The sequence below is a fragment of the Micromonospora sp. WMMC273 genome (assembly GCF_027460285.1).
Taxonomy (GTDB): Bacteria; Actinomycetota; Actinomycetes; order Mycobacteriales; family Micromonosporaceae; genus Micromonospora; species Micromonospora aurantiaca.
The window spans coordinates 2277942-2303829 of the sequence record NZ_JAPZBE010000001.1 but is presented as its reverse complement, the minus strand read 5'-3'; the positions used below and the strand labels follow the sequence as shown (position 1 = coordinate 2303829).

The window sequence follows — 25888 nt, the reverse complement described above, 5'->3', positions numbered from 1 at the left end:
TCGCCATCGCACTCGTCCGGCGCGACCATGACAATCCGCGCCGGACATGCGCGTCTCAGGCATGCACAACGGGGACCGGTTCGGTAGGATGATCGCACTGTTCGCCCATATGCCGTGAGATGGGAAATTCCATGGGAATCAGCCACATCACATTGATCACCATCCCGGTCACCGACCAGGACAAGGCGAAAGACTTCTACGCCCGCCTCGGATTCGAGGTGATCAATGACCACGAGATGACCCCGGACGAGATGCCGCCGGAGCCGGGCCTGCGCTGGCTGCAGCTGGGCACTCCGGGAGGCGAGACCACAGTGGTGCTCGCCACCTGGGGCGTGGGCGGTCTCCGCCCCGGGGCGCAGCACATCTCGGTGGCGTGCAAGGACGTCAAGGGCCTGCACAACGAGCTGGCCTCGGCGGGCGTGGAGGCGTCGCCGGTCTTCGACGCCCCGTTCGGCGCGTTCTTCTCGGTGGAGGACCCGGACGGCAACGGCGTGATGATCGTCGAGGAGTCCGGCGACTGACGGCAGGACGGTGGGGGTGGTACCCGGATCCGGGTACCACCCCCACCGTCCTGTCCGGCCGTGTTTTCCGGCGTCAGGGCGCCCAGCGGCCCCCGCGCATCGTCGACCACGGGTCGACGTCGTCGGCCTTGGCCTGGGCCTCGGCCTGCGCCCAGGTGTAGATGCCCTGCGCCATCAACGCCGGCGTGCCGGCGGCGAGCCGCCCGAACACGTCGGCGCGGGCCCGCTGCACGTCACGGTCCTCGGGAGCGCTCAACGCCGCCCACTCGGCGAGGTGACCGGCGAGGTCGAGCCGGCCGCGGTCCGCCGCGTCGAGGGCGCGCTCGGCCAGGCGGGACGCTCCGCCCGCGAGCTGCGCCACCTCGGCGGCCAGGTCGGCGCGCGGCGCCGGTCGCACGGTGGCCGGGTCACCGTCGTACCAGCCGCCGTAGGTGCGCCAGACGGTGCGGACGATGAACTGCGGATCGTCGTAGGTGGGGCGCAGCCACGGCTGGGCCAGCAGGGCGGACACCTCCGGCGTGACCAGGGGGGCGTGCAGGATCTCGTCGAGCGTGCAGCCCTCGTTCATCATCGCCACCACACCGTCGTGCAGTGTCGACAGCAACGTCGCCGACCCGAGCAGCGTCTCGCGGACGCGGTCGGCACCGACCACCGGCAGACCGTGGCCGGGCAGCAGGATCTCGGCGCCGAGGCCGGCCATCCAGCGCAGCGCCCGCACCCACTCGGCCACGTGGCGGCGGACCTTCTGCGGGTTGCCGGCGTTGGGCGCCACCCAGGCGTAGAAGTCGCCGCAGCACAGGATGCGCCGCTCGGGCAGCCAGGCCATCGTCGCGTCGTCCGTCTCGCCGCGACCGTGCCGCAGCTCCATCGTCAGATCGCCGTGCCGCAGCGTGAGCGTGTCGAGGTAGGTGCGGTCGGGCTCGCGATAGTCGGTCGGCCACGTGATACCGGGAGCGCGGAACTGCCGGCGGTTGACTGTCGCGTTGTACCCGGCGGTCAGCCGGTACCGGGCGAAGCGCTCCGGCACGGCGGCGTGCGCCACGACAGAGATGCCGGGGTCGTGGCGCTCGGCGGCCTCCGCCTCGAACGGTGACAGCCCGAGGACGTGGTCGATGTGGCCGTGGGAGTAGACGGCGGTGACGACCGGTGCGGTGCTGCGTGCCCGCACCGCCGCGTGCAGCGCGGCCGCGGTGTTGCGGTCGCCGGTGTCGAAGAGCACCAGGCCGTCGGCCGTCTCGAAGACGTAGACGTTGCCGGTCGCCGCCCACATCCACACACCGTCGTCGATCCGGCGGAGCCCGTCCTTACGGAGCTCACCCTTGTAGTAGGCGAACAGCGGCTCGTCACCGCGCCAGGCGCGGTCCGCGTACTCCTCGAGTTCCTTGTCCATCGACACTCCCGTCCGGTCGCAGGGATCGTGCAAACGGGTCGGCCGGACGAACGCAGGCCGAAGGCCGGCCGCGGCGGCAGCGCCGGACACGACCGGAGTGCCGGAGCGGTCGGCGGGACGCCCGGGACGGCGGCCTCAGCGGTTCTGGCCGGCCGCCTCCGGGGCGTCCTGCGTCCGCCGGAACCGGCCGACCGCGCGGCGCACCGGACCGGTCACCATGCGGGCCAGGCCGCGGGTGACGAACAGTCGGCTGTCCCGCTGGAAGGCATCCTGGTCGTTGTCGTGCGGGAAGGCGACGATGGGCACTCCCACACCGAGGAACTTACACAAGGTGGGCCATCCTTCCGATACTCGATAGACCAGGAGGCGCTCAGCCGGAACGCATTCCTGGACGTCGCGGACGTGCTTTTCGAAAACCTCGACGGCGTATTTCTCGTCCTGAATCGGCCCGTCCCCGAAATGGCGGCGGAAAACGCCGTCGAAGATCTCGTTGAACGCGCCGAAACGCCGATCGAGAGCCCGCAGCGGCAACTGCATGGCGGGGACGAGGAGGCGGCTGAACAGATCCTGCCGGTACGCCATGAAAATGGTGCGCATGCACGAGCGGTGCCATTGCACCGGGTCGCGCACGGTCAGGATGACCTTCGCCTCCGGGTACCGCTCCACCAACTCGCGCCAGAACGCCGCGGCGGGCCAGTCGACTGTGGACCGATAGCCGGCGAACACCTGGTCCCAGTCCACGTCGGCCCCGCCCACAGCCGCCTGCCAGTCGGCCAGCCGGGCGGGGTCCTTGAGGATCTCCTTCGTGTGATACGTGGGACCCATCCCGAGAATGTTGAGAGCTTCCCGCAGCGAGGCGGTGCCGGTACGGCCGAAGCCGACGCCGATGACCTCCATGTCGTGGGTTCCTCCTGCCGATCGCCGGGTCGACCCCCACCGTCAGGTGCGTGCCGTGGCCTTGCGGAACAGTGCCGTCGCCAGTGGCACGAAGACCACCAGCAGGCCGAGCGACCACAGGACCGACGCCAGGGCGTCCCCGCCCGGTGAGACACCGTTGAAGTAGTCGCGCGCCGCGTTGATGGTCAGCGTCACCGGGCTGTTGTCGCTGAACGGCCGCAGCCAGCCGGGCATCGACTCGGACGGCACGAACGCCGAGCTGACGAAGCCGAGCAGGAACATCCACGGCATCGCGGTGCTCTGCGCGCCCTCGGCACTGGAGGCGGTGACGCCCACGATCGACAGCACCCAGCAGAGCGCGAAGCCGAACAGCAGCAGCACGCCGATCCCCGCCAGCACCTGCAGGAACGTGCCGTGCAGCCGGAACCCGAAGGCGTACCCGACCGCGCCGGTGACCACGAGCGCGATCAGGTTGCGGAAGGTCTCGGCAAGGGTGCGGCCGATCAGCACCGCGCTGTCGCTCATCGGCAGCGAGCGGAACCGGTCCATCATGCCGTTGCGGAGGTCCTCCGCGATGCCCACGCACATGCCGGCGATGCCGCCGAAGACGACGATCTGCCCGAAGACGCCGGGCAGCACGAACTGCTTGTAGTCGCCGCCCGGCACCGAGATGGCGCCGCCGAACACATAGGTGAAGAGGATGAAGAACATCATCGGCTGCAGGATCGCCGCCATCAGCTGGTCGGGGCGGCGCTGCATGTGCCGGATGTTGCGGCCGGCCAGCAGCAGCACGTCACCCACGAACCAGCCGGGCCCCCGCCGCTCGGGCGGTGCCTCCCACGCCGGCGTGGGGGTGTCCCGCTGTCGGGTCGTCGATTCGTCGACGGTCACTTGCCCTCTCCCTTCCGAGCGGACGACGTGGCGACGCCGGCCGCGGCGGCGCGGCTGCCGGTCAGGGCCAGGAAGACGTCGTCGAGGGTGGGGCGCCGGACCACATGGGTCGCCACCCGGATGTCGTGGTCGGCCAGCCGGTTCAGCGCGTCGGCGACCCGGACGAGATCGTCGCCCATCCGGGCGGTGATCTGCGCCAGCGGCCGGTCGACGACGGGCTCCTCGGCGCCCGGCGTCCGCAGCAGGGCGACCGCGTCGTCGAGCCGGGCGGGATCCTCCAGGACGAACTCCACACGGTCTCCGCCGACGCGCGACTTCAGCTCCGACGGAGTGCCCTGGGCCACCGCCCGCCCCTTGTCGAGCACGGTGATCGTCTTCGCCAGCCGGTCGGCCTCGTCCAGGTACTGCGTCGTCAGCAGGACTGTGGTGCCCTCACGGACCAGCATCTCGATCTCGGCCCACAACCCGAGCCGTGACTCCAGGTCGAGGCCGGTGGTGGGCTCGTCGAGGAAGAGCACGCGCGGGCGGATGAGGATGCTCGTGGCGAGGTCGAGCCGCCGCCGGGTGCCGCCCGAGTAGGTCTTCACCTGCTTGTCGGCGACCTCGTCCAGACCGAAGCGGGTGAGCACCTCACCGGTGCGCCGGCGGGCCTCGGCCCGGCCGATGCGGTAGAGCCGGGCCACCAGTTCGACGTTCTCCCGGCCGGTGAGGACCGGGTCGACGGCGGCGAACTGGCCGGTGAGCCCGATCATCGAACGGACCCGCCCCGGCTGCTTCGCGGCGTCGACGCCGTAGATCTCGACGGTGCCGGAGTCGGCCCGCAGCAGAGTGGACAGAATCCGCACCGTCGTCGTCTTGCCGGCGCCGTTGGGGCCGAGCAGGCCCACCACAGTGCCGGGCGCGGCGTCCAGCGACAAGGCGCTGACAACCTTACTTTTGCCTAGCTGCTTGCTGATGTCTCGCGCTCTGATCGCGTCCGCCATGGCGACACCCTATCATCCACTATATCTTCGCGCAGTTAATGAGCTTGCGTTTCGCGTAGTGTCAGTCGAGCTGACGGAGCCGTACCGGCAGCGACGCGAAGTCGCGGAGCGGTATTGTGCGCCGCCGCACCGGCGGGGCGGCCAGAACCAGCCCGGGAGCGGCGGCGCGCAGCCGGCGGAGCAACACGGCGATCTCCAGTCTGGCCAGACCCGCACCGAGGCAGTAGTGGATGCCGGCGCCGAAGCTCAGCGGCAGGGGACCGGCGCGGCCCGGGTCGAACGCGTCCGCGTCCGGGAACGCCTCCGGGTCCCGGTTCGCGGACCCGATCAGCAGCCGCACCTGGGAGCCCTGTGGAATGACGACCCCACCCAGTTCCACGTCCGCGCCGGTGAAGCGCAGGCCGGGCGCGACCTGCACCGACGACTCGAAGCGCAGCGTCTCCTCGACGAACCTGCGGGTGCCGTCCTCGGTGTCCAGCCAGCGTCCGCGCCCCGGGTCCTCCAGCAGCAGCAACATCGCGTTGTCGATGGCGGTCGCCGTCGTCTCGAAGCCGGCCGACCAGAGGGTGAACAGCAGGGTACGAAGCTCGGCGTCGTCGAGGCTGCCGTCCTCGGCGTCACGCACCTGCACGAGCGCCGAGACCAGGTCGTCGCGCGGGTCCCGGCGGCGCTGCGCGATCATGGCGTCGAAGTAGGTGCCCAGCTCGCGGAACGCCTCGTCGGCCCGCCGGACCGCGTCGGGTGTCGCGGCCGGGTCGACGACGTTCATCATCTCGGGCACGTTGCGGGCCAGCGACTCGCGGTCCGGCTCCGGGATGCCGAGCAGGTCGGACATCATGTGCATCGGCATCGGCACCGAGACGTCGGTGTGCAGATCCACTGTGGCCCCGTCGACCAGGCGCTCCAGCACGTCCGAGACGAGCCGGTCCGACCACCGTTCCATCGAGGCCTGCATGTCGGCCACCCGGCGGCTGGTGAACCCGTGCCCGATCAGCTTGCGCAGCCGGGTGTGCTTGGGCGGGTTGCTGCCCACCAGCGAGCTGACCAGCACGTCGTACGCCTCGTGCTCGACGGCCTGCGGGAACATCTGCGCCATCGCGTCCGGGTGCGCGCCGGGGAAGACCTCGGCGTGCTTGAGCACGTACTGCACGTCGGCGTACCGGCTCACCAGGTACGCGCCGAACCGGCTGCGGTAGACCGGCGCGGTCTCGCGCAGCCAGGAGTAGATCGGGTACGGGTCGGCGGCGGCGGCCGGCGACATGAGCTGGATCAGGGCGTCCGGCGCCCCGGTCTCGACCTGGTCGGACAGGGTCATCGCAGCTGCCTTCCTCGGAGGGTGACGACGCGGGTCAGGTCCAGCCGTGCTGGTGCGACGGCGAGGGCCGGGGCGAGGTCAGGTTCTGCGCCCGGACCATCGAGTCGCGGAAGAAGCCGCAGATGATCTCGCGCTCCTCGCGCTGCAGCTCGGCCGGGAGGTTCTCCCAGTTGTCCACGAAGATCTGGAAGAGGCTGCGGCCCACGCCGGCCGGCTCGATGTAGAGCTTGCCGTTGAGCTCGACCGGCCACGACGCCCGGCGCAGGCCGAACTCCAGCCACGGCAGGTAGGAGGGGAACTGCTGGTTGGGCTCCACGTGGCGGTGCACCGACATCTCCACCACGCCGCTGGCGTCTCCCATGATCAGCGTGAGCTTGTCGCCGTCGGTGAACGTGCCGAAGCGGCGCTGCAGCCAGTAGCGCAGCGACTCCGGCTTGGTCAGCAGCTCCCAGGCGTCGTACGGCGTGGACTCCAGCTCGATCTGCACGTACGGACCCATCCGCCGCCACGGCCAGCGCCACGTCGTGCCGGTACGCAGGTAGCCGGCGAGCTGGTCGAGGATCCCCGGCCAGCCGTTGCCGTTCCAGCCGCGCCAGTCCGACGGCGAGTTCAGGGCCTCCTCGGTCGCGGTGATCCGGGTGCCGCCGTCGCCGGTGGCGTCCAGCTCCCATACGACCCGGGTGGCCGGTCCGACGCCGACCCAGCGCCAGAAGTACTTGAGCTCGGCGTGGCCGTCACGCGGCGGCTCCGCCACGAGCGGCCGGCAGTGGAAGAACTCGCCGTCCTCGAAGTCGAGCAGGACGTCGCTGCCGACTGCGGTCAGTGAGCCGCGGCACCGCGCCAGCCAGGAGCGGATCTCCTCCGGCGTGGTGAGCGCCTGCCAGACCCGCTCGATCGGGTTCGGGATCTCGACGACCGCGACGAGGCGTTCCCAGCGGTCCTGGACGATGGAGCGGGCCTGGATCGCGTTGAGCGGTGGAAAGGTGTCCAGGGCCCGCGACGGTTCGAGTTCGGCGAAGTCCGGCCAGGACGTCTCCGTGGTGTGTGCTCCGTTCAGCTCTGCCGATTCGACGGTCACGGTCTGCCTCCCTGGGGTGCGACCTGGGCCGGCTCGAGGACGGCGGACGCTCACCGGGCCGCTGACGGGCACCACTGATCACCGGTCGCCGCCCGCGTGGCGTCGATCGGTGCGTGGGAGTCAGGATCAGGTGCGTCGCGTGCCGCCGTCCGGGGCCGGAACGCGTACGCCGATCGTAGGAAGGCCGGGGGTCTCGCCGCTTCTCGCAACTTGCGCAGCGCGCCGATCCCCCGGGGTCAGCCCTTGAGCACCCGGCCGGCGCCGAGCAGCTCGACGGCCTGGGTGATCCGCCGGGCCCGGGTCTCCGGCCGCTTGGCGCCGGTGATCCAGGTGACGTACTCCTTGGTCCGCGAGTAGGACAACGTGGCGAAGAATGCCTGGGCATCGGGATGATCGCCGAGCGCGGCGGTCAGGTCGTCGGGCACCTCCACCGTGCGCGCCTCGGTGTCCGGTTCCAGGGTGACGCGCACGTCGTCTCCCGCCTCCACCCCGGCGGCGGCGCGTACGGTCTTGTTGACCACGATGTAGCGGTTGCCGTTCGGCCCGGTCATCACCGAGCCGGCGTACGGGGTGTCGTTGATCCGGCCGGTCACCGGGATCCGCGCCGCGGTGCCCAGCCGGCCGGCGATCTCGGGCGGGACTGTGACATAGGTCCACGCCCCGACCTGCTCGCACACGAGTGTGCCGCCGAACGTCTCGCTCATCTGCGCTCCCTCACCTCTCGTCCGCGGACCGGCGGCGTCACACCGGGGCGGGCCCCACGTCGGCCAGCCGGTCCGTGGAAACCGCCACGTCGGGGGTGATGCCGAGCAGCCGGAGGCAGCGGGTGACCGCCGCCGGCACGCCGACCGCCGCGACCTGCCCGCTGACCAGCGCCTCGATCGGGTCGAGCTGCCGCATGCCGAGGCTGAAGAAGCTGCGCGCGTCGGTCCGGACGGTCAGCGACGGCGCGTCGGCCGGCCCGGCCACGACCTCGGCGTGACCGGCCCGCACGTCGACGTGGAAGATCTCCTCGTCGACCCGGAACTCGTAGCTCTCGTCGATCTCGCCGGTGCGTCCGTCGTCCACCATCGCCTCGATGGCGAGGACGGCCCAGGACGCGCGTACGGTGGACCCGGAGGGCAGCTCGTGCCCAGCGGCGTATGCGAGCCCGAAGCGGGACAGCCCGAGGATCGGCTCGTGCAGCGAGCGGCCCAGGTCGGTCAGCTGGTAGCCACCGGTGCGCTTGCGGGGTTCGGTGGGCGTCAGCAGGCCGGCGTCGACGAGCGCGGCGAGCCGGGCGGCGAGCAGGTTGGTGCCGATGCCGGGTAGCGCTTCCAGTAACTGATTGTAGCGACGCGGGCCGTGGAGTAGTTCGCGAATGACGAGCAAGGTCCACCGCTCGCCCACCACATCCAACGCGTAAGCGAGGGCACACTGCTGGTCATAGGAGCGTTTCCCGCGGACCGCGTTCACTTCGTCCACCCTCCGGCTGTCATGCTACTTGAGTATTGCATGACAATGTGGTGGCGGCGAGTGACCGCCTATCCGGGCGGTACCGACAGGCGGGCGAGCTCCCGCGCGCAGTCCGCGGCGGCCGTCCAGGCGGCGGCGAAACGGCGGCGCAGCGCGTGCGCGCGGTTGTCCGGCAGCCCGAGATGGCGCCAGCCCTGGTGGCTGAACTCCAGCCGCTGACGGTCGGCCAGCCGGTGCAGGGCCAGCTCGGCGGTGGTGCCGGCACCGCGCTCGGTGACCTGCACGGTGAACGTCACCGTGCCCTCCCGCACCGACCAGTCGTCGAGCGGGAAACGACGTGGCCCGTCGGCGTCGACGACGAAGAACCAGGCGGGCCGGAAGCCGTCGCTCGCCACCGGGAGCCACCGGTAGAGCAGCGACGGTTCGAACGCGTCCCAGGCCGGTGGCAGGTCCACCGAGCCGTCGATGTCGGACCGCCAGTCGTAGCGCGTCGAGCGTCCGGTGCGCAGGTACCCGTCGAGTCGTTGCAGGAAGTCGGTCCAGCCGGCGCGCATCTGCTCGATCTCGGCCGGCGGCCGCACCGGGTCGGCGTCCTCGACGGTGAGCCGCGCGCCGCCGGCGGTGGGCTCGGCCCGCCAGGTGATGTGCTGCTCGGGCCCGACGCCGAGGAACGACCAGGTGAACTCGATGAGCCGGTCGGTGACGCGCACCGGCGTGACCACGAAGAAGTCACCGTCGCCGAAGTCGATCCGCCACGGCGTCCGGACGTGCCAGTCGCCGCGGGTGGTGCCGAACCAGGCGGCGAGACGGACCGGGTCGGTCAGGGCCGCCCACAGCTCGTCCACACCGACCGGCACGGTGATCGCCGTCCGGACCGGAGGCGCGCCGAGAAGCCGTCGACCCCGGTCACCACTGTGGTCGTCCATCGTCCCTCCTCCCGGCCAGCGAGCGCGGGCCGGACCACGTCGCGTCCGGCCCGCGTCCATCTCACTGCTACATCGCGTCCTCGGCGAGGTAACCGCCCATGGTGAACCGCAGGCTGGTCACGTACGCCACCGGGTCCTTCTCCGGGTACCGGGTGTCGTGCAGCGGCAGCATCCGGTAGATCTGGCCCTTGCCGGGCGAGCCGGCCGGCGGGATCTGCCGGACGTCGTCGATGGTCAGGATGATCGGTTCCTTGTTCATCAGCTTCAGGCCGAGCTTCGGCATGTCGAAGATGGCACCGACCGCCATCCGGCAGGCCTTCGCCGACGGCCCCTCACCGGCGTACGGGTCGAAGGGGGTACGGATCTGGCCGGTCGACAGGCAGTCGGGGTTCAGCGTGACAGTGATCTCGCCGAGTTCCTCGCAGCTGCCGGTCATCTTCATCTCGATCAGGTTCGTGTAGACCTCGGCGGTCGCCCAGTCCTCGGAGGTCGGCTCCGAGCGCACGACCCGGACGTAGCCCTCGAACGGCACTGTGTACTCGCCGACGCCGGGCACGGCGAACGTGTCGACCGAGGTGATGCCGAGGTTGTCGATGCCGGGGACCGGCGGCGTCCACGGCTTGACCTCCGTGCCGACGTACCGGTTCGGGACGCCGTCGGTGGGAACCGGCCGGCCGTAGATCACGGAGGGCTTGCTGGCGGGGGCTGTCATTGTCTTCTCCTCCTGAGAGTTCGGCGCGGCCTCGGCCGCCCGGACGCATCGCATGGATCGTGGGAACGGATGCGGGGTGCCTCGCCCGTCAGGGCATCAGCGTGGTGTGGTCGCAGCAGGTCAGGCCGGGCTCGTCCGCGACGCCGTCCTGGTCGGAGTCGATCTCGCCGTCGACGGTGGAGTACACGTCACGCGAGTTCATGTCGATGCGGCCGTCGCCGTCCCAGTCGTTCAGCTTGCCCTTGAACGTGCCGAGGATGAAGGCGTTGGTCATCGGGCCGACCTCGGGGTCGTGCAGCGTGGACAGCACGCCGTTGCCCGGGGTGAGGACCTGCTCGATCGAGCGGCCCGCGATGCGGGCCAGGTTCACGTAGCCCCAGCCCTGGAAGCGGCCGCGGACGTAGCGGATCGCGGCCTCCTCGCGGATCTGGAACTTCGGCTCCAGGTGCCAGGTGCCGTACCGGGCGAAGCCGATGTTCGCCTTGCGCACGCCCTCGCTCGGGTCGTCGGCGCGACCGGACTTGAAGAACGTCCGCGGCACCAGGGACTCGAAGAAGAAGTTGCCCCGGTCGCGGCGCGTCCGGTCGGTGAAGCCGCGGAACAGGTAGTTGTCGCAGTGCGGCGAGCCGTCGGCGTGCAGGCCGGAGATCGTCTTGGCGATCACCAGCTGGCGCTCGCGGGTCTGCACGTTGGGACAGGCGTGGGCCTGGCCGTAGATCCGCGCGAGGCCCTGCGGGGCCAGCGAGATCTTGCCCCAGTGCGTGTTCGACTCGTCGAGACGCACGTACAGGTCGCAGTGGATCAGCAGGTAGATGGTCTCGTCGAAGGTGCGGCCCGGCGTGTAGAGGGCGTCCCGGCCGTCGAACGACGGGTCACCGCTCTGCAGCTCGCTGATGAACAGCTTGGACCATTCGGCGATCTCCGGGTCGGCGTCACCGAGGAACTTCTGCAGCGTCGAGATCGCCTGGGCACCGCCCAGCTTCTCGATCGCCCACAGCGCGTCCCACCGCACCTCCCGGTTGGTGTCGTGCCGGACGACCTGCTCCAGGAGCTCGAAGGCGTCGGCCTGGTCGCGGTCGGCGTACTCGTACATCGCCTGCTCGCGCATGGCCGGGTCGGCGTGGTGCAGGGCGTCGTGCCGCAGCTCGTCGTTGGTGCGGTTGTCGAGCCGGATCGCCACCCGGTTGAGGGCGTACCCGAAGTCGCTCGCCCACGCCGCCGGGTCGCCGGCCACCAGCCGGGGATCCACGTTGCTCAGGGTGGTGCGGTACGCGAAGTTGAGCGCATCGCGCTGTTCGGTGCCGAGATCCTCGAGCAGCGCGGTTTCCTGCGGCCACGTCCGGACCTCACCGTCGGCGGACACTGGAGACTTGTTGCATAGGTCGATCGCCATCTCGCATTCCCTTCGGTCGGTTCCGTCAGGCTCAACATCGACGACGCTATAGAAAAATGAACCTGGACACTTCTCACGCCTTTCCATCCCTCCCTAAGCTGTCAGTACATGTAGCGATCGGGGGCTCCGATGGTGGCTTACACGCCCACGTCCGTACCGCGCTCGTCCCTCCCGCAGATGTCCGGCCGCGCCGCCGCCTGGGCGGCGATCACGGCTCGGCACCTCGCCGTCGCGGCCGGCCGGCGGCTCACCCGGCGGGCCTCGCCCACCACCGCCGGGGTGACCGCACTGCTCACCCGGCTCGGCCCGACTTTCGTCAAGGGCGGCCAGATCCTCGGTACGCGTCGTGACCTGCTGCCCGGCCGGTGGTGCGACAAGCTCGCCCGCCTCAACGACCGGGTCCCGGCCATGTCCGCCCGGGAGGCGCGCGCGGTGCTGGACGCGGCCTACCCGGACGGCACGCCCTTCGCGCGGATCGGCAGCGAGCCGGTGGCCAGCGGCAGCATCGCCTCGGTCTACCGGGCCTGGCTGCACGACGGGACGCCGGTGGCCGTCAAGGTGCGGCGCGGCGGCATCGGCCCGCAGATGCGCCGCGACCTCGACCTGCTCAGTGCCGGCGCGGGGCTGCTGGAACGCCTGCCCGGCCTGCGCAAGGTGCCGATGCGCCGCATGCTGGGCCACGTCTCCACCGCCGTGCTGCGGCAGCTCGACTTCGCGCAGGAGGCCACCGCGCTGCTACAGCTGCGGCAGAACCTCGCCGATGTCGCGGCGTTCCGGATCCCGGCACCCCGGCCGGCGCTCTGCCGCGACGGCGTCCTGGTGATGGAATGGATCCCGGACCTGCGGCAGTTCAAGCCCGGCGACCTCAACCGCGAGCAGCGCCGCCAGATCGTCCGGCGGGTGCTGCACGGCGTGTACCGGATGCTGTTCGTCGACGGGCTCGTGCACTGCGACATGCACCCCGGCAACCTCTACCTGCGGGTCGAGGAGGTGGTGCTGCTCGACGCGGGGTTCGTGGTCCGGCTCGAGCCGCACGTACGGCGGCTGTTCGCCGAGTTCTTCCTGTCCATGTCAATGGGTCGCGGCCAGCAGGCCGCCGAGGTCATCCTGCGCAGCGCCGAACACGTACCGCCGGGGTGCGACGTGCAGGCGTTCCAGGCCGGCGTACGGGATCTCGTGGTGCGCAACCACCGCCGCACCGCCGGGCAGTTCCGGCTCGCGCCGTTCGCCGCGGAGCTGTTCAACCTGCAGCGGCGGTACGGCATCACGGCGGCGCCGGAGTTCGTCTTCCCGCTCATGTCGCTGCTCGTCCTCGAGGGGATGATCAACGACTTCGACGTGGATGTGGACTTCCAGGCCGAGGCCATCCCCACCCTGCTCGCGGTCCTGCGATGAGGACCGCGCTCGACATCCGCACGCCCCGGGAACGCGAGGCCGCGCCGCCCGGCGACGCGCGGGCGTACCGGTGGACGATCGTCGGCCCCGAGCGGCACCCGCTCGCCCCGGCGCTGCGGGCGGCGAGCCGCGACGACGCACCGGAGGCGGTCGCCGTGCTGCTCGGCCGCGCCTTCCACCGGGTCGACAACAGGCGCCTGCTGCGGGCGATCCGGGCGGCCGTGGCACGCGGCAGCCGGCTCGCGGTCGTGCACCTGGGCGCGGGCGGCGGCAGCCTGGCACGCGCCGCGGCGGTCGAGCATCCCGGCCTGTCCTGCGTGGTGGCGGAGCTGACCGAGGGCCCCGCACCGGCCGCGGTGCGCGCCGCCACCGACCTGGTCACTGCCGCCTCCCCGGTCGCCGGCGAGGTGCGGGTGGACCGGGACGGCCGGCTCCGCACCACCGACTGGCAGCCGGTTCACCTGCCCCCGGCGGCCGGCCCCGCCGGTCCCGGCGGAGCCGTGCTGGTCACCGGCGGACTCGGCGGGCTCGGCCTGCGGGCCGCCGCCGTCCTGGCCTGCCGGCACGGCCTGCACCCGGTCCTGGCCGACACGGCCACGCCCGACCGGCTCGGCACCGCGGGCCGCCGGCACCTCGACCGGATGGCGGGGACCACAGGCGTGACAGTGCTCCGGGCCGACGTCACCGACAGCGCCGCCCTGCGCCGGGCACTCGCGGCCACCGGACACCTGCGGCTGGCCGGCGTCGTGCACTGCGCCGGGCTGCTGCGCGGCGGCCCGGTCACGGCCGGCACGGCGGCCGGGCTGAGCGCCGTCCAGGCGGCGAAGGTGGACGGCCTGCGGCACGCGCTGGACGCGGTGGACCGCCATGCCCTGCGCCGGGTGCTCGTCTTCGGCTCGATCACGGCCGAGCGGCCGCACCGCAGCCTCGGCGCGTACGCGCTCGCGAACGAGCTGCTGCGGCGCTGCGCCGTACGCGTCGCGGCCGACCTGCCGGCGGCGGTGACGCTGGTGGCGGAGTGGTCGATCTGGAGCGGCGCCGGCATGGCGCACGGAACGCCCGGCGCGGTGGCGGCGGCCCGGCGGCTCAACCTTCCGCCGGTGCCGCTCGGGCCGGGAATGGCCGCGGTGGACGCGTTGTGGGGTCTGCCCGCCGCGCCCGGCCGGGCTCAGCGGCTGCTCATCTCCGGGTGCTGAGCCGGGGCGGGCGGCGGCTCGACGCTCCGCCGTGGCCGCAGGACGAGCATGGCGACCGCCACGAACACGACGACGGCGTTGATCAGGAGCAGCACGGCACTCAACGGATCGATCCCGTGCTCGTGCAGCGGGGCGGCCGCCTCGGCGCCCTGATCCGACGCCCGGGCCGGCCGCACACCGGTGCCGACGCTGAACCACAGCGTGCCGCTCTTCTCACTGCCGTCGGCGAGCACCACGTGGTAGGCGACGACGACATCGCCGCGCTCGGCGCTGCGTACCGTCTGCACCAGGGACCGGTCCCCGCTTCGCCGCGGCTCGCCGACGGCCAGCGACCGTCCGGCGGCGTCGCGCACGGCCACGTGCGAGTCGGCTGCCACCGGCCGCCCGGTGAAGACCAGCTCGACCGCCGACGGCGCCGACGTGAGGACGGCGCCGTCGGCGGGGACGCTGCTCGCCGCGCCGGAGCCGGCCCACGCGGCCCCGGTCCAGCCGAACAGCACCGCGAGGCCCACGACGACAGCGGACGCCCACCCGGCGCGGGTCACACACCACCCCGCGACACCGCCAGCGCCGGCGCCACCCGGCGGCCGGCGCAGGTGCACACCGTGGCCTGCTCCTCGGCGGCGGAGGGCCGCAGGTGCCGGTACATGGCGACGACCATCGGGATGAAGACGACGGAGTTGTAGAACAGGTGCAGCTCGACGCGCGGATAGACCACCTGGAGCAGGCTCGTGGGCGCCGCGCTGCCGAACAGGAAGTGCCCGGTCTGCGCCTGGATCAGCAGCAGCAGGTGCTCGATGTGATGCCAGAACTGGAGGGCCAGGGCGATCGTCCACCAGGTGCGCGCCTGCCCGGCGAACCCCGGGCGCAGCAGGAACAGACCGACGAGCATGAGCAGCGCGTACCCGTAGTGCATGACTTCGGACGTGACCAGCCAGGGGTAGAACTCACCGAGGACACCCCGCGCCTGCGGGCGGGGCCAGCCGAGCACCCAGATCTGGTACGCCTGAACCAGATGCTCCGCCCAGTGGGCGAGCACGACCACCATGAAGCCCGACAGTGCCACGCGGTGATGACGACCGTTGAGCGCGCCGATGAACCCGTTCGACATGCGGTATCCCCCTCGCCGGCGATCACGGAACGTACACGCATCGACGCTAGACGTCATGGGGTGAGCCCCTCTTCTCCCAGATTGCTCATCCGCGAAAGGTCACCGCCGGGTGGCGAGGGCGAGAAACCGGTGCGGCGGGTCGTCGTAGCCGGTGAGGTGCCATCCGGTGCGGTGCGCGGCGAGGCGCAGGGACGTCTCGGTGAGCGGATCACCGCTATGCGTGCCGCAACCGGCGAGATCGGTGCGGCCGGAGGGATGGAAGAGGACGAGCCGGCCGCCGGGGCGGGTGACGCGGGCGAGTTCGCGCAGTCCGGCGTCGGTGTCGGGCAGGTGCAGGAGCAGGCCGGCGGCGAAGACGGCGTCGACGGCGCGGCCGGGCAGGGGGAGGCGGCGGACGTCGGCCAGGGCGAGCGCGGCGTCGGCGGCGTGGGCGCGGGAGCGCGCTACGTCGATCATGGCGGGGGTCAGATCGACGCCGAGAACGGTGCCGGCTGGTCCGACGGCGTCGCGCAGGGCCGGTAGCGCGCGGCCGGTTCCGCAGCCGACGTCGATGGCGTTCGCTCCGGTGGGGATGGCGGCGTCGGTGACGGCGGCGGCGTACGCGGTGAGGTCGTCGCCGGACTCGGTGTCCCAGGTGGCGGCGCGGGCGGCGAAGAACGCCTGCGTCTCCGTGCGGTACCAGGCGTCGGTGTGGGTGAACCAGGCGCCGATGTGCCGGATCACCGGCCACGCGGGGTCGGCCAGGTCGACCACGATGTCGGCGGCGTCGCTCCGGTGGCGGCGTCCGCGTTCCGGGGAGGCGCCGCGCACCCGGATCGTCAGGTGCCAGTGGCCGGTGGGCAGCTGGGCCCGCCAGGCGGGGCCGGCGGCGATGACGACGGAACCGGGGGTGAGTCCGCCACGGAGGTCGGCGGGGCCGGCGCAGATCGCCCGGCTGAGTCGTATGCGCGGGCGGCCCGCGTCGCGCAGGGCGGCGGCCAGACGGTCGGCCAGCACCGTCGCGTGGCGCTCGTGGCCGTCGACGAGCACGTAGGCGGTGCCGGCCGGGATCGCTGAAGTGACGTGACCGAGCACAGTGGCCCATCGGTCGCGCTGCGGGCCGGCCACCGACATGCGGGCCGCGGACTGCTGCGCACTCATGGACATCTATGATGCAGGTTCGGTCATCCCCCGGCCAGAGGCACCGCTGCCGCAAGGTTCTCACCGGTCCGGCGTCGCAACCGGCACGCGCCACGACCGCACGGCGGCCGGGCCGCAGTGACCGTCAGCGTTGCAGCACCTCGGCGAGCGCGGCCAGGTACGCCCCGGCCTGCGCACCGTTCACGAGCCGGTGGTCGTACGCCAGACCCAGGTCCGCCACGGTCCGCTCGCGTACCCCGCCGTCGCCGTCGAGCACGACCTCGCGGTGCACGTCCGGCACCGACAGGGCGCAGGTGACGCCGGGCGGGACGACCGGCCGGGCCACCGTGACGCCGGGTGTGTCGTTCAGCGCGACCAGGAAGTTCATGCCGGCCATGTCCTCCTCGCGGAGCCGGCCGCGCAGCGCCTTCATCCGCAGCGCGACCACGGCGTCGGCGAGGTCGCCGAGGTCCAGTCCGGCCGCGTCACGGATCACCGGCAGGAACAGTCCGGTGCCGACGTCCACGGTGAGCCCGATCGACGGCGCCTCCGCGTCGACCACCAACCCGTCGCCGGTGAGCCGGGCGTAGAGGCCGCTGAACCGCTCGTGCAGCGCGGCCACGGCGGCGATGACGACCTCGGTCAGGCCGACCGACGCGCCGGTCTCGTCGGCGGCGCGGCGGGCGTACGCGAGCGCTGCCGTCACGTCCACGCGGACGGCGGTGAAGGCCACCGGGATCTCCCGGTGCGAGGTGGACACCACGTCGGCGATGCGGCGCTGCGCCGGTGGCAGCGGCCGTCCCGGCGGCACGGTCCGCGTCCCCACGGCCTCGACCGGCTCCGGGTACGCCGCAGCGGGCGCGCCCGGCGGCTCCACCGGGGCGGGCACGGCCGGCTCGGGCAGGATCCGGCCGATGGGCGTGCCCGGGGCGCAGTCGGCGCCGGCGGCCACGTCCTGGCGCAGCACGCCGGCCTGCGTCGCGGCGAGCTCCTCGATCGCCTTGGACGTCTCGACCGCCGCGACCGGCTCGCCGGCCTCGACAGTGGCGCCGTCCGCGACCAGCCATTCCAGCAGCACGTAGCTGTCGTCGTTGGGGTTGAGCCGGGGTACGTCCACCGGGACGCCCGGAGACACGCCGGCCGGAGCCGCCGGGCCGGCGACAGTCCGTCCACCCCGGTCGCCGGCCGCCGTCCTCGGGGCGGGCAGGCGCATGATCCGGTCCAGGATCGCGTCGGTGCCGAGCAGCACGGCCTGTTCCAGGTGCGGCGCGGACGGGATGACCCGGTCGGCGGAGCTGACCAGCTCGACCGGGCCGCGCAGCAGCGGCCACGCCTCCGCGTGCAGGCGGGCCGCGACCTCGCTCCCCCACGTGCCGCCCGCGGTGCTCTCCTCGGCGACGATCACGCCGTGCGCGCCGTCGAGCAGGTCGCGCAGGCCGTCCACGTCCACCGGGTAGAGCCGCGCCGGGACCAGCACCTCGACCGGACGTCCCCGCTCGGCGGCCCGCGTGGCGGCGGCGATCGCCCGGTCGGCGACCCCGCCCGGCGCGATGACGAGCGTGGGCGCGCCGGTGGCGTCCGGGTCGTGGACGCGGGCCCAGTTGCCGTCCGCGCCGCGCAACTCGAAGGCGAGGCGGTCGTCGACGCGGCCGTCCACGTACCGCCGCCGGGTGTAGAGGATCTTGTCCTCGAACAGCATCGCCGGTTCGTCGCGGCGCAGCGCGGCGGCCAGCACGTCGGCCGCGTCGTGCAGCGGGGACAGCTCGTAGAGCGCGAGGTGCGGGATGCCGATGAAGTGCTTCTGCGGGCTCTGGCTGTGCGTCGCGCCGTAGCCCCGCCCACCGCCGACCGGGCAGCGGATCACCACCCGCATCGGGGTGCGCTCGCCGTACATGGCGACGGACTTGGTGATCAGGTTGAGGATCGGGTCGAAGGCGAGACCGGCGAAGTCCCCGAACATGATCTCGACGATCACTGTGTCGCCGCACAGCGCCAGGCCACCCGCGACGCCGGTGATGCCGTTCTCGCTCAGCGGCGTCGACAGCACCCGGTCGGGGTAGGCGGTGGAGAGGCCCTGGGTCACCTTGAACGCCCCGCCGTACGGGTCGGCGACGTCCTCCCCCAGCAGCCAGGCCCGCTCGTCGGCGGCGAACAGCGCGTGCAGGGCACGGTTGAGGTTGCGGCTCACCCGTTCCGCGCGCGTCACGCCGCCGCTCCGCGCGCGAGCGGCCGAGCCAGCACCTCGGCCGAGACCTCCGCGACCCGCTGCCGGGCCCGCGCGTCGGCGGCCGCGAACCGCTCCGGGTACGCCTCGGCGTACCGCTGGAGCCAGTCGAGGCGGCGCAGCCGGTCGAGTTCGTCGGCGGGCCGGGTGTCGTCGCCCTTGCTGTGCGGGCCGAGCCGGACCGTGTGCTGCACGAGCACGTGCGGCGTCCGGGTGGCGCGGACCCGCTCGACGTGCGGCGCGGCGGCGGCGCGTACCTCGGTGAGGTCGAACGAGCCGGACTCGCTGACGGTGATGCCGAACCCGGCGACCCGGCCGGCGATGGTGCCGGCGAGCTGCGCGGTGGTCGGGGTGGACTGGGCGATCCGGTTGTGCTCGACCACGACGAGCAGCGGCACCCGCCACAGCGCGGCCATGTTCAGCGCCTCGTAGACAGCACCCTCGCCCCAGGTCCCGTCGCCGATGTACGCCACCACGATCGCGTCCTGCCCGGTGCGGTTGAGGTGCAGTCCCACGCCGACAGCGGCGGGCAGGCTCTCCCCCTGCACGCCGGTGGACAGGAACCGGTCCCGGCGCAGGTGCTGGCTGCCGCCGTACCCGTGGCACACCCCGCCGTCGCGGCCGAGTAGTTCCGCCAGCAGGCCCTCCGGGTCGCCGCAGTGCGCCAGGTAGTGCCCGTGGCCGCGGTGGTTGCTGAACACGAAGTCGCCGGTCAGCAGCGGGGCCAGCGCGACCGGGACGTACTCCTGGCCGAGGCAGGTGTGCGTGGTGCCGGCGAGGTGACCGTCGGCGTACAGGCGCAGCAGGTGCTCCTCGAAGCGGCGGATGAGCAGCCCGGCGCCGAGGTCGGCGTCGTCGAGCGGGGCCGGCGCGACGCTCACTCCGGGACGCCCCGCTGGGCGAGCAGCGCGCGCAGGTCGGCCACCGACCGCACGGTGCGGATCTCCCGGGGCGTCAGCGAGATCCGGTACGCGTCCTCGACGGCCGCGACGATCTGGAGGTGCCGCAGGCTCACCCACGCGGCGGTGGTCGCGGGGCCGGTCTGCGCGTCGACCTGGTCGACGGGCAGTTCCAGCACGTCGGCGACGAGCCGCACCAGCCGGCTGGACATGCTCATACCTCGATGATCGTACAGGCCCAGTGGGTGCCCCGGCCCAGCGAGATCAACGCGACCCGGTCGCCGTCGTGCAGCTCACCGGCGTCGAGCAGACGGCTCAGTCCGAACAACTGATCCGCCGCGCCGAGATGCCCGTACTCGGCCGCCAGCTCCCGGTTGGTCCGCTCCGGCGGCACCTTGTGTGCCTCGGCGAGCGACGTCATGGCGCGTTCGTTGTCGGCGACCAGGATCAGCCGCGCCAGGTCGGCGACGGTGACGCCGGCCCGCTCGCAGGCGCGTTCGGTGACCCGCACCATCCGCTCGTCGAGGTGGCGGGCGTACTGCGCGAACTGCTCGGGGTCGTAGTCGAAGAACTCCATCACGTGCCACACGTCGCGGGCGGCGGGCGGCTCGGCGCCGGGGGCGAACGGCGCCGCCGCGCCACCGCCGTCGAGCCGGTAGAACCCGGCGTAGCGGCCGTCCGTGGCGGCCTCGGTGACCTGCCAGCGCAGCCGGGGATGCCCGCGCCGGGCCACTGTGGCCACCGCGCCGTCGGAGAACACCATCGGCTGGGTGTCCATCCGGTTCCAGTACGTCTCGCAGGTCCGGTTGGCCGCGATCACGAGCGCGGTGGCGTACTCCGGGTGGGTGGCGAACTTTCCGGCGACGGTGTCGAGGCTGAGCACGCCGGTGGTGCACGCCTGGGTGAGCAGCACCGCTTCGGCACCGGCCGCGCCGAGCCGGTGCGCCAGGTCGGCGGCGGCGTCCCAGTAGAGGTGTTCGGTGAGGTCGGTGACGGCGAGCACCAGCAGGTCCACCCGCGCGGCGGGCAGCGTGGCGGCGTCCAGGGCGCGGCGGCCGGCCCGCTCGGCGAGGTCGGTCAGGCCGACGTCCGGCGCGGCGCGGTGCACCCGCCGGTAGCCGTAGCCGAGGACGCGGTTGACGTCGTCGGTGTACTGCGCCACCACGTCGGCGACGGGCGCCGGGTCGCCGAGCGCCGCACCGAAGGACACCAGCCCGAAGCTCATGCTCGACCGTCCCGCCGCAGATCCGCCGCTGCTTACCATTCCCCCATGCCCCGAGAGCATCTCACGTCCCTGCCCGGAACCCCTTGGCACGTATGGCGTTCCGCGTTGCTCCGGTCGGCCGGTTTTCCGGCCGACGGGATGAGCCGGTTCGCCGCTCCGGCGCTCGCGGAGGCGGCCGACCGGCACCTGCGCGGGGACGGCGACGCCGCGGAGTTCGCTGCGGCGTTCGACGCCGCCGCTGCCGACCTCGGGCAGGCGGTCTACGACATCGCCTGCGACGACGCCTTCCGCACGGCGCTGACCTGGCAGAACCCGGCGGTCCTGCTCGCCGTCGACGCGATCCGGCGCGACGGCCCGCACGCCCCGCGCAACCTGCGCCGCCGGCACCGGGAGGAGGTCGTCGCGAAGTACTGGCAGCGGTACTGCCTGAAGAACGACACGGTGGGCTTCTTCGGGCCGATCTGCTGGATCGAGCTGGGCGGCAGCGCTCCGATCGCGACGGTGCGTCAGGGTGCGGCGTTGACGCGTACCCGGAAGGTGTTCCTGGAACGGTGGGGCCTGGACGCGCTCGCGGCGGCCTTCGCCCGCGTACCAGGCGTGCGGGACTGGCTGCCGGTGCGGCTCGCCCCGCACCTGAGCCTGCGCGACCGCGTGCTGCGGCACCCGCACCATCCACCGCAGACGCTCCCGGCGGCGACCGCCGCGCTGCTCACGCTGGCGCGACGCGGACCGCGCGTGGCCGACCTGGTCGCCGCGCTGCTCGCGGACCCGGCGAGCGGCTTCCGCCGGGCCGCTGACGTGCACGCGCAGCTCGACGACCTGGCCGGGCGCGGCGTGCTCCGGATCGGCTTCGACCTGCCGGTCGACCTCACGGCCGAGGACGCATTGCGCGAGCAGCTCGCCGCGATCGGCGACGACCCGGTCCGCGAGCGGGTGCTCGGCGACCTCGCGACGGTGAGCGACCTGCGCGACGCGGTGGCCGCCGCCGACGGCCCGGACGCGCTGGCCGCCGCGATGTCCGCGCTGGACCGGCGGTTCGTGGAACTGACCGGACGGGACGCGCGGCAGCAGCCCGGCGAGGTGTACGCCGGGCGCACGCTGTGCCACCTGGAGACGGTCCGCGACCTGGACGTCCGCTTCGGTGACGCGCTGCTGGCACGGCTCGCGCCGCTGGAACCGCTGCTGCTGTCGGCGCGGTGGCTGACCGCGGCGATCGGGCAGGCGTACGCCGACGCGCTGGCCGCCCTGTACCGCGACCTGGCGGCGGAGTCGGCCACCGACGACGTGCCCGTGGCCGACCTGTGGTTCCTGGCGCAGGCGGTGGTGTTCGGGACGGACCCGCCCGCCGCCGCAGTCACCGCCGAGTTCCTGGACCGGTGGGCAGAGGTGCTGGGCCTGGCCGACGCCGACTCCGACGCCCGGGAGCTGCGGTTCGACGCCGCCGCCCTGACCGAGCGGGTCGCCGCCGCGTTTCCCGCCGACGCGCCCGGCTGGGCCGCCGCCCGCATCCACAGCCCGGACGTGCACGTGTGCGCCCCGGACGAGGCGGCGCTGCTGCGCGGCGACTTCACCGTCGTGCTCGGCGAGTTGCACGTGGCCCTGGCCGCGTTCGACACGCACTTCTTCGCGTACGGGCACCCGGACCCGCGGCGGCTGCGCGACGGGATGCGCGCCGACCTGCCCGGCGGCCGGGTCCGGCTGCTGCCGCCGGTGGACTGGCCCCGGCACACCGCCCGGATCGCGGAGTGGCTGCACGGGCCCGCCGACGCCCAGCTCGGGTTCGTCGACGCGCCCGGCGCCGACCCGGACCGCCTCGTGCCGATCACCGCCCTGACCGTGCGGCCGGACGACGACGGCACGCTGACCGCGCACGCCGACGACGGGCGCCGGTGGCCGCTGCTGGAGGTGTTCGCGCCGCTGTTCGACCACCAGGTGTTCGACACGTGGAAGCTGGCCGGCAACGCCGGGCGCACGCCGCGCATCACGGTCGACGGCCTGGTGCTGGTCCGCGAGACGTGGCGCACCACTGTGGGCGAGACCGGCCTGCACACGGTCAAGGGCGAGCGGGAACGCTACCTCACGGTACGCCGCTGGCGGCTCGCGCTCGGCCTGCCCGAGCGGATCTTCGTGCGGGTCGACACCGAACTCAAACCCAGCTACGTGGACCTGACCAGCGGCGTCTACACCCGGCTGCTGTGCACGCTGCTGCGCGGCGCGCACGCCAAGGGCGGCGACGAGGTCGGGCTCACCGTCACCGAGCTGCTGCCCGGTCCGGACGACGCCTGGCTGACCGACGGGACCGGCCGGGCGTACGCCTCGGAGCTGCGGCTACAGATCGTCGACCCGGCGCAGGTGCGGTAGCCACTCGGTGGCGTCCGCCGGCGCGTCGGGGGTCTCGGTGTCGAACCGGCGCAACCGGCGGACACCGTAGGCGCCGAGCGCCACCACGGCCAGGGCCAGCCCGGACACCACGAACGCGAACCCGAGTCCCCGGCCGGGGCCGGTGCCGATCAGCGCGCCGACACTGCCGGCCAGCGCCCCGCCGGGGGCGAACATCGGTTCCAGCAGCGACCCGCTCAGCGGCACCAGCACGGCGAAGCCCAGCGGCAGCGTCGCCCAGGTCAGCGTCTGGATGATCGCCAGCACCCGGCCGTGGAACCGCTGCGGCACCTTCACCTGGATGATCGACAGGTAGATGCCGTTGTGCAGGCCCAGGCCCAGCCCCACGCCGAAGCTGCCGAGCGCCACCAGCAGCAGGCTCGGGCGGACGCCGCTGAGCACCAGGCTGACCGCCACGCCGAACGCGATGGCGATCAGCGCGGGCATCCGGCGCCGGGTCGGGCCGCCCCACACGGCGATGGCGAGCCCGCCGAGGACGGCGCCGAGCGCCTCGGCGAACGCCACCGTGCCGACCTGACCCATCGTGCCGAACGCGAGCACCATCGGCGGCACCAGCAGCAGGCTCGCCAGGCACAGGTTGTAGAGCGAGAAGAAGCCCAGCATGGCCCGGAAGCCCGGCTCCGCCCACGCCATCCGCGCACCGCCGATCAGCTCGGCCAGGAACGGCTCCTTGCGGCGCCGGCCGAGCAGGTCGGGGAACCGCACCGCGGCCAGCACACCGATCGCCACCACGTAGCTGACGATGTCGATCACCAGGACGCCGGCCAGGCCGATCGCGGCGAGCAGTCCCGCAGCCAGCAGCGGCACCGCGAGCGAGCTGAGCCCGACCGCGAGTTGCGCGATGCCGTTGGCGTGCCCCAGGTAGCGCTTCGGCACCACCTGCGGGATCGCGGCCAGGTAGGTGATGCGTTGGAACACCGACGCCGCGCCGAGCACGCACACGAGCGTGTAGACGGCCGCCAGCCCGAGCCGGTCGGTCCAGAGCAGCAGCGCCAGCAGCGCCTCCGCGGTCACCGCCGTCGCGCACGCCGCCAGCAGCACCCGGCGCCTGTCGAACCGGTCCGCGACCGCGCCGGCGACCGGCAGCGTCAGCAGCGCCGGCAGGTACGCGATCACCCCGGACAGGCCGAACCACAGCATCGAGCCGGTCTCCAGGTAGACCCAGACCGGCACCGCCCACTGGGTCAGCGCCGAGCCGGTCGACGAGATGAGCTGGCTGGCGGTGATCGCCAGGAACCGGCGTACGCCCGGTTGCACGCCGGTCTCGGCGGTGACCGGATCGGTGCTGGTGGCCGCCAGTGCCCAGCCGTCACCGGCGAGGCGGCGCGGCGCGGCGGCCGGCGCGGCGAGCCGGGGATGGGTGCGGGTGAGCACCTCGGCGAGCGCCTCGGCCCGCTGCTTGACGAAGTAGTGCCCGGCCTCGTCGAGCACCACGAGCGCGGTGGACTCGCCGAGGAAGCTCCACTCGCGGTACCGCTCCTCGTAGTACTCGGTGAGCACGTCGTGGGTTCCGACGACGGAGATCACCGGTGCGGGCACCCGGACCGGTTCGCCGTCCAGCCACCCGGTGAACCGCTCCTGCGCCTCGGCGGCCTCCCGGCGTACGTGGTGCACGAACCGGTCGACCTGCGCCTGGTCCAGGTCGGCCAGTTCCGCGCCGATCGAGCGCAGGAACGTCTCGTACCGCCGGTCGGCGCCCCGGGAGTCGGCCCAGTCGACGAGCCGGCCGAGCATGTTGTCCGGCCGGGCGGTCGGGAACACGCCACCGGCGTAGATCGCCTCGATCGGGCGTCCCCGCTCGTGCAGCCGCCGGGCGATACCGGTCAGCAGCGCGCCGCCGACGCAGTGGCCGTACAGGACCAGCGGGCCGTCCACCCGCTCCTCGATCTCGGCCACGCACCGCTCGACCAGCTCGTCGAAGGGCAGCTCGGCGTCGCGGACGCCGACGTCGTGGCCGGGGATCGCCACGGAGAACAAGGTGTGCCCGGCCGGTAGCGCGTCCGCGAGCGGCTGGTAGATGCTGGCGAGCCCGCCGCCGTACGGCACGCACACGTACGAGCGCACCCGCTGGTCCGCCGGGACCGGCCGGGTCAGCTCGTACAGCAGCGGGCGCTGCCGGTCCCCGTCCGCCGGGGCGTCGATCAGCGCGGCCAGCCCCTGCACCGTCGGGTGCGCGAACACGTCCATCACGCCGACGTCGACCTGCCCGTACGCCTCGCGCAGCAGCGCCAGCATCCGGATCGCCAGCAGCGAGTGCCCGCCCAGCTCGAAGAAGTCGTCGTCCAGGCCCACCTCGGGTACGCCGAGCACGTCGCGCCAGGTGGCGGCCACCGTCTGCTCGACCGGGGTCACCGGGGGACGGCGCTGCGCGGGGGCGACACCGGACGAGGGCGCGGGCAGCGCGGCGGTGTCGAGTTTGCCGTTTGCGGACAGCGGCAGCGCGTCGAGCGTCACGAACGCCGACGGCACCATGTACTCCGGCAGCCGCCGTTTCAGCGCCGCCCGCAGTTCCGCCGGCTCCGGGGCCTCGCCCGTCAGGTACGCCACGAGGCGCTGCTCGGCGGGCGTGGCGCCGCGCACGACGACGGCGGCGGAACCGACGCCCGGCTGTTCGCGCAGCACTGCGGCGATCTCCCCCAGCTCGATCCGCAGGCCCCGCAGTTTCACCTGGTCGTCGATGCGGCCGAGGAACTCCAGCGTCCCGTCGGCACGCCAGCGGGCCAGGTCGCCGGTGGCGTACAGCCGGCCGCCGGGTTCG

23 protein-coding genes (1 of these 23 running past the window's edge) are annotated in these 25888 nt (G+C 72.9%); 4 read left to right on the top strand and 19 right to left on the bottom strand.

Annotated elements, in window-relative coordinates; genetic code table 11:
• Positions 1–131 precede the first annotated feature (131 nt).
• Positions 132–521 carry a VOC family protein gene (locus O7611_RS10705; protein WP_167796872.1) on the top strand — a complete coding sequence of 130 codons (390 nt, stop codon included), beginning with the start codon at positions 132–134 and terminating at the stop codon, positions 519–521.
• A 73-nt stretch (positions 522–594) separates the two neighbouring features.
• Here O7611_RS10705 and O7611_RS10700 read toward each other — a convergent pair whose 3' ends face one another.
• From O7611_RS10700 to O7611_RS10650, 11 genes are all read right to left on the bottom strand, one after another.
• Entirely contained in the window at positions 595–1911 is a 1317-nt protein-coding gene (locus O7611_RS10700) for an alkyl sulfatase dimerization domain-containing protein (protein ID WP_194799984.1), read from the bottom strand.
• 135 nt (positions 1912–2046) lie between these two features.
• On the bottom strand, positions 2047–2808 hold the full coding sequence (locus O7611_RS10695) for a sulfotransferase family protein (protein ID WP_194799983.1): 762 nt from the start codon (positions 2806–2808) through the stop codon (positions 2047–2049).
• 42 nt (positions 2809–2850) lie between these two features.
• Positions 2851–3699, bottom strand: coding sequence for an ABC transporter permease (locus O7611_RS10690; RefSeq protein ID WP_135239627.1), 849 nt, complete (start codon positions 3697–3699; stop codon positions 2851–2853).
• Complete coding sequence (locus tag O7611_RS10685; protein ID WP_194799982.1) at positions 3696–4682, bottom strand: ATP-binding cassette domain-containing protein; 987 nt, start codon at positions 4680–4682, stop codon at positions 3696–3698. The genes O7611_RS10690 and O7611_RS10685 overlap by 4 nt, the downstream gene beginning before the upstream one ends.
• A 61-nt stretch (positions 4683–4743) precedes the next feature.
• Positions 4744–5997 (bottom strand): cytochrome P450, encoded by a 1254-nt coding sequence (locus O7611_RS10680; protein WP_194799981.1) that lies wholly within the window; start codon positions 5995–5997, stop codon positions 4744–4746.
• Between the two features lie 34 nt (positions 5998–6031).
• On the bottom strand, positions 6032–7075 hold the full coding sequence (locus O7611_RS10675) for an SRPBCC domain-containing protein (RefSeq protein ID WP_194799980.1): 1044 nt from the start codon (positions 7073–7075) through the stop codon (positions 6032–6034).
• A gap of 236 nt (positions 7076–7311) precedes the next feature.
• Complete coding sequence (locus O7611_RS10670) at positions 7312–7779, bottom strand: YdeI/OmpD-associated family protein (protein WP_194799979.1); 468 nt, start codon at positions 7777–7779, stop codon at positions 7312–7314.
• 37 nt (positions 7780–7816) lie between these two features.
• Complete coding sequence (locus O7611_RS10665) at positions 7817–8530, bottom strand: winged helix-turn-helix transcriptional regulator (RefSeq protein ID WP_194800133.1); 714 nt, start codon at positions 8528–8530, stop codon at positions 7817–7819.
• A 68-nt stretch (positions 8531–8598) separates the two neighbouring features.
• On the bottom strand, positions 8599–9456 hold the full coding sequence (locus O7611_RS10660; protein WP_194799978.1) for an SRPBCC family protein: 858 nt from the start codon (positions 9454–9456) through the stop codon (positions 8599–8601).
• A 67-nt stretch (positions 9457–9523) separates the two neighbouring features.
• Positions 9524–10168, bottom strand: a complete 645-nt coding sequence (locus O7611_RS10655) for a DUF6073 family protein (protein ID WP_194799977.1) — start codon at positions 10166–10168, stop codon at positions 9524–9526.
• Positions 10169–10256: 88 nt separating this feature from the next.
• On the bottom strand, positions 10257–11561 hold the full coding sequence (locus tag O7611_RS10650) for a HEAT repeat domain-containing protein (RefSeq protein WP_269696721.1): 1305 nt from the start codon (positions 11559–11561) through the stop codon (positions 10257–10259).
• A 177-nt stretch (positions 11562–11738) separates the two neighbouring features.
• Between O7611_RS10650 and O7611_RS10645 the strand changes: the two genes are divergently transcribed.
• Both O7611_RS10645 and O7611_RS10640 read left to right on the top strand, forming a co-directional pair.
• Positions 11739–12956, top strand: coding sequence for an ABC1 kinase family protein (locus O7611_RS10645; protein ID WP_194799975.1), 1218 nt, complete (start codon positions 11739–11741; stop codon positions 12954–12956).
• Positions 12953–14152, top strand: a complete 1200-nt coding sequence (locus tag O7611_RS10640) for a KR domain-containing protein (RefSeq protein WP_269696720.1) — start codon at positions 12953–12955, stop codon at positions 14150–14152. Before O7611_RS10645 ends, O7611_RS10640 begins: the two co-directional genes overlap by 4 nt.
• Here O7611_RS10640 and O7611_RS10635 read toward each other — a convergent pair.
• From O7611_RS10635 to O7611_RS10605, 7 genes are all read right to left on the bottom strand, one after another.
• On the bottom strand, positions 14125–14697 hold the full coding sequence (locus tag O7611_RS10635; RefSeq protein ID WP_269696719.1) for a copper resistance CopC family protein: 573 nt from the start codon (positions 14695–14697) through the stop codon (positions 14125–14127). The two genes, O7611_RS10640 and O7611_RS10635, sit on opposite strands and share 28 nt — an antisense overlap.
• Complete coding sequence (locus O7611_RS10630) at positions 14694–15263, bottom strand: hypothetical protein (RefSeq protein ID WP_194799972.1); 570 nt, start codon at positions 15261–15263, stop codon at positions 14694–14696. The genes O7611_RS10635 and O7611_RS10630 overlap by 4 nt, the downstream gene beginning before the upstream one ends.
• A gap of 99 nt (positions 15264–15362) precedes the next feature.
• Positions 15363–16403 carry a class I SAM-dependent methyltransferase gene (locus O7611_RS10625; RefSeq protein WP_228531757.1) on the bottom strand — a complete coding sequence of 347 codons (1041 nt, stop codon included), beginning with the start codon at positions 16401–16403 and terminating at the stop codon, positions 15363–15365.
• 124 nt (positions 16404–16527) lie between these two features.
• A complete protein-coding gene (locus O7611_RS10620; protein ID WP_269696718.1) occupies positions 16528–18588 on the bottom strand; it encodes a 2-oxo acid dehydrogenase subunit E2 in 2061 nt (686 codons plus the stop codon).
• Positions 18585–19487 carry a thiamine pyrophosphate-dependent dehydrogenase E1 component subunit alpha gene (locus tag O7611_RS10615; protein ID WP_269696717.1) on the bottom strand — a complete coding sequence of 301 codons (903 nt, stop codon included), beginning with the start codon at positions 19485–19487 and terminating at the stop codon, positions 18585–18587. The genes O7611_RS10620 and O7611_RS10615 overlap by 4 nt, the downstream gene beginning before the upstream one ends.
• Positions 19484–19723, bottom strand: a complete 240-nt coding sequence (locus tag O7611_RS10610) for an acyl carrier protein (RefSeq protein ID WP_018786864.1) — start codon at positions 19721–19723, stop codon at positions 19484–19486. The genes O7611_RS10615 and O7611_RS10610 overlap by 4 nt, the downstream gene beginning before the upstream one ends.
• Positions 19720–20730 (bottom strand): 3-oxoacyl-ACP synthase III family protein, encoded by a 1011-nt coding sequence (locus O7611_RS10605; protein WP_269696716.1) that lies wholly within the window; start codon positions 20728–20730, stop codon positions 19720–19722. Before O7611_RS10605 ends, O7611_RS10610 begins: the two co-directional genes overlap by 4 nt.
• A gap of 45 nt (positions 20731–20775) precedes the next feature.
• Between O7611_RS10605 and O7611_RS10600 the strand changes: the two genes are divergently transcribed.
• Positions 20776–23091: a lantibiotic dehydratase gene (locus O7611_RS10600; protein WP_269696715.1), complete on the top strand. Its 2316-nt coding sequence runs from the start codon at positions 20776–20778 to the stop codon at positions 23089–23091.
• Here O7611_RS10600 and O7611_RS10595 read toward each other — a convergent pair.
• On the bottom strand, positions 23059–25888 hold the 3' portion of the coding sequence (locus O7611_RS10595; protein WP_269696714.1) for a non-ribosomal peptide synthetase/MFS transporter. The gene runs 2477 nt beyond the window's last position; the window shows 2830 of its 5307 coding nt (coding positions 2478–5307); its start codon lies beyond the right edge, outside the window; the stop codon is at positions 23059–23061. The two genes, O7611_RS10600 and O7611_RS10595, sit on opposite strands and share 33 nt — an antisense overlap.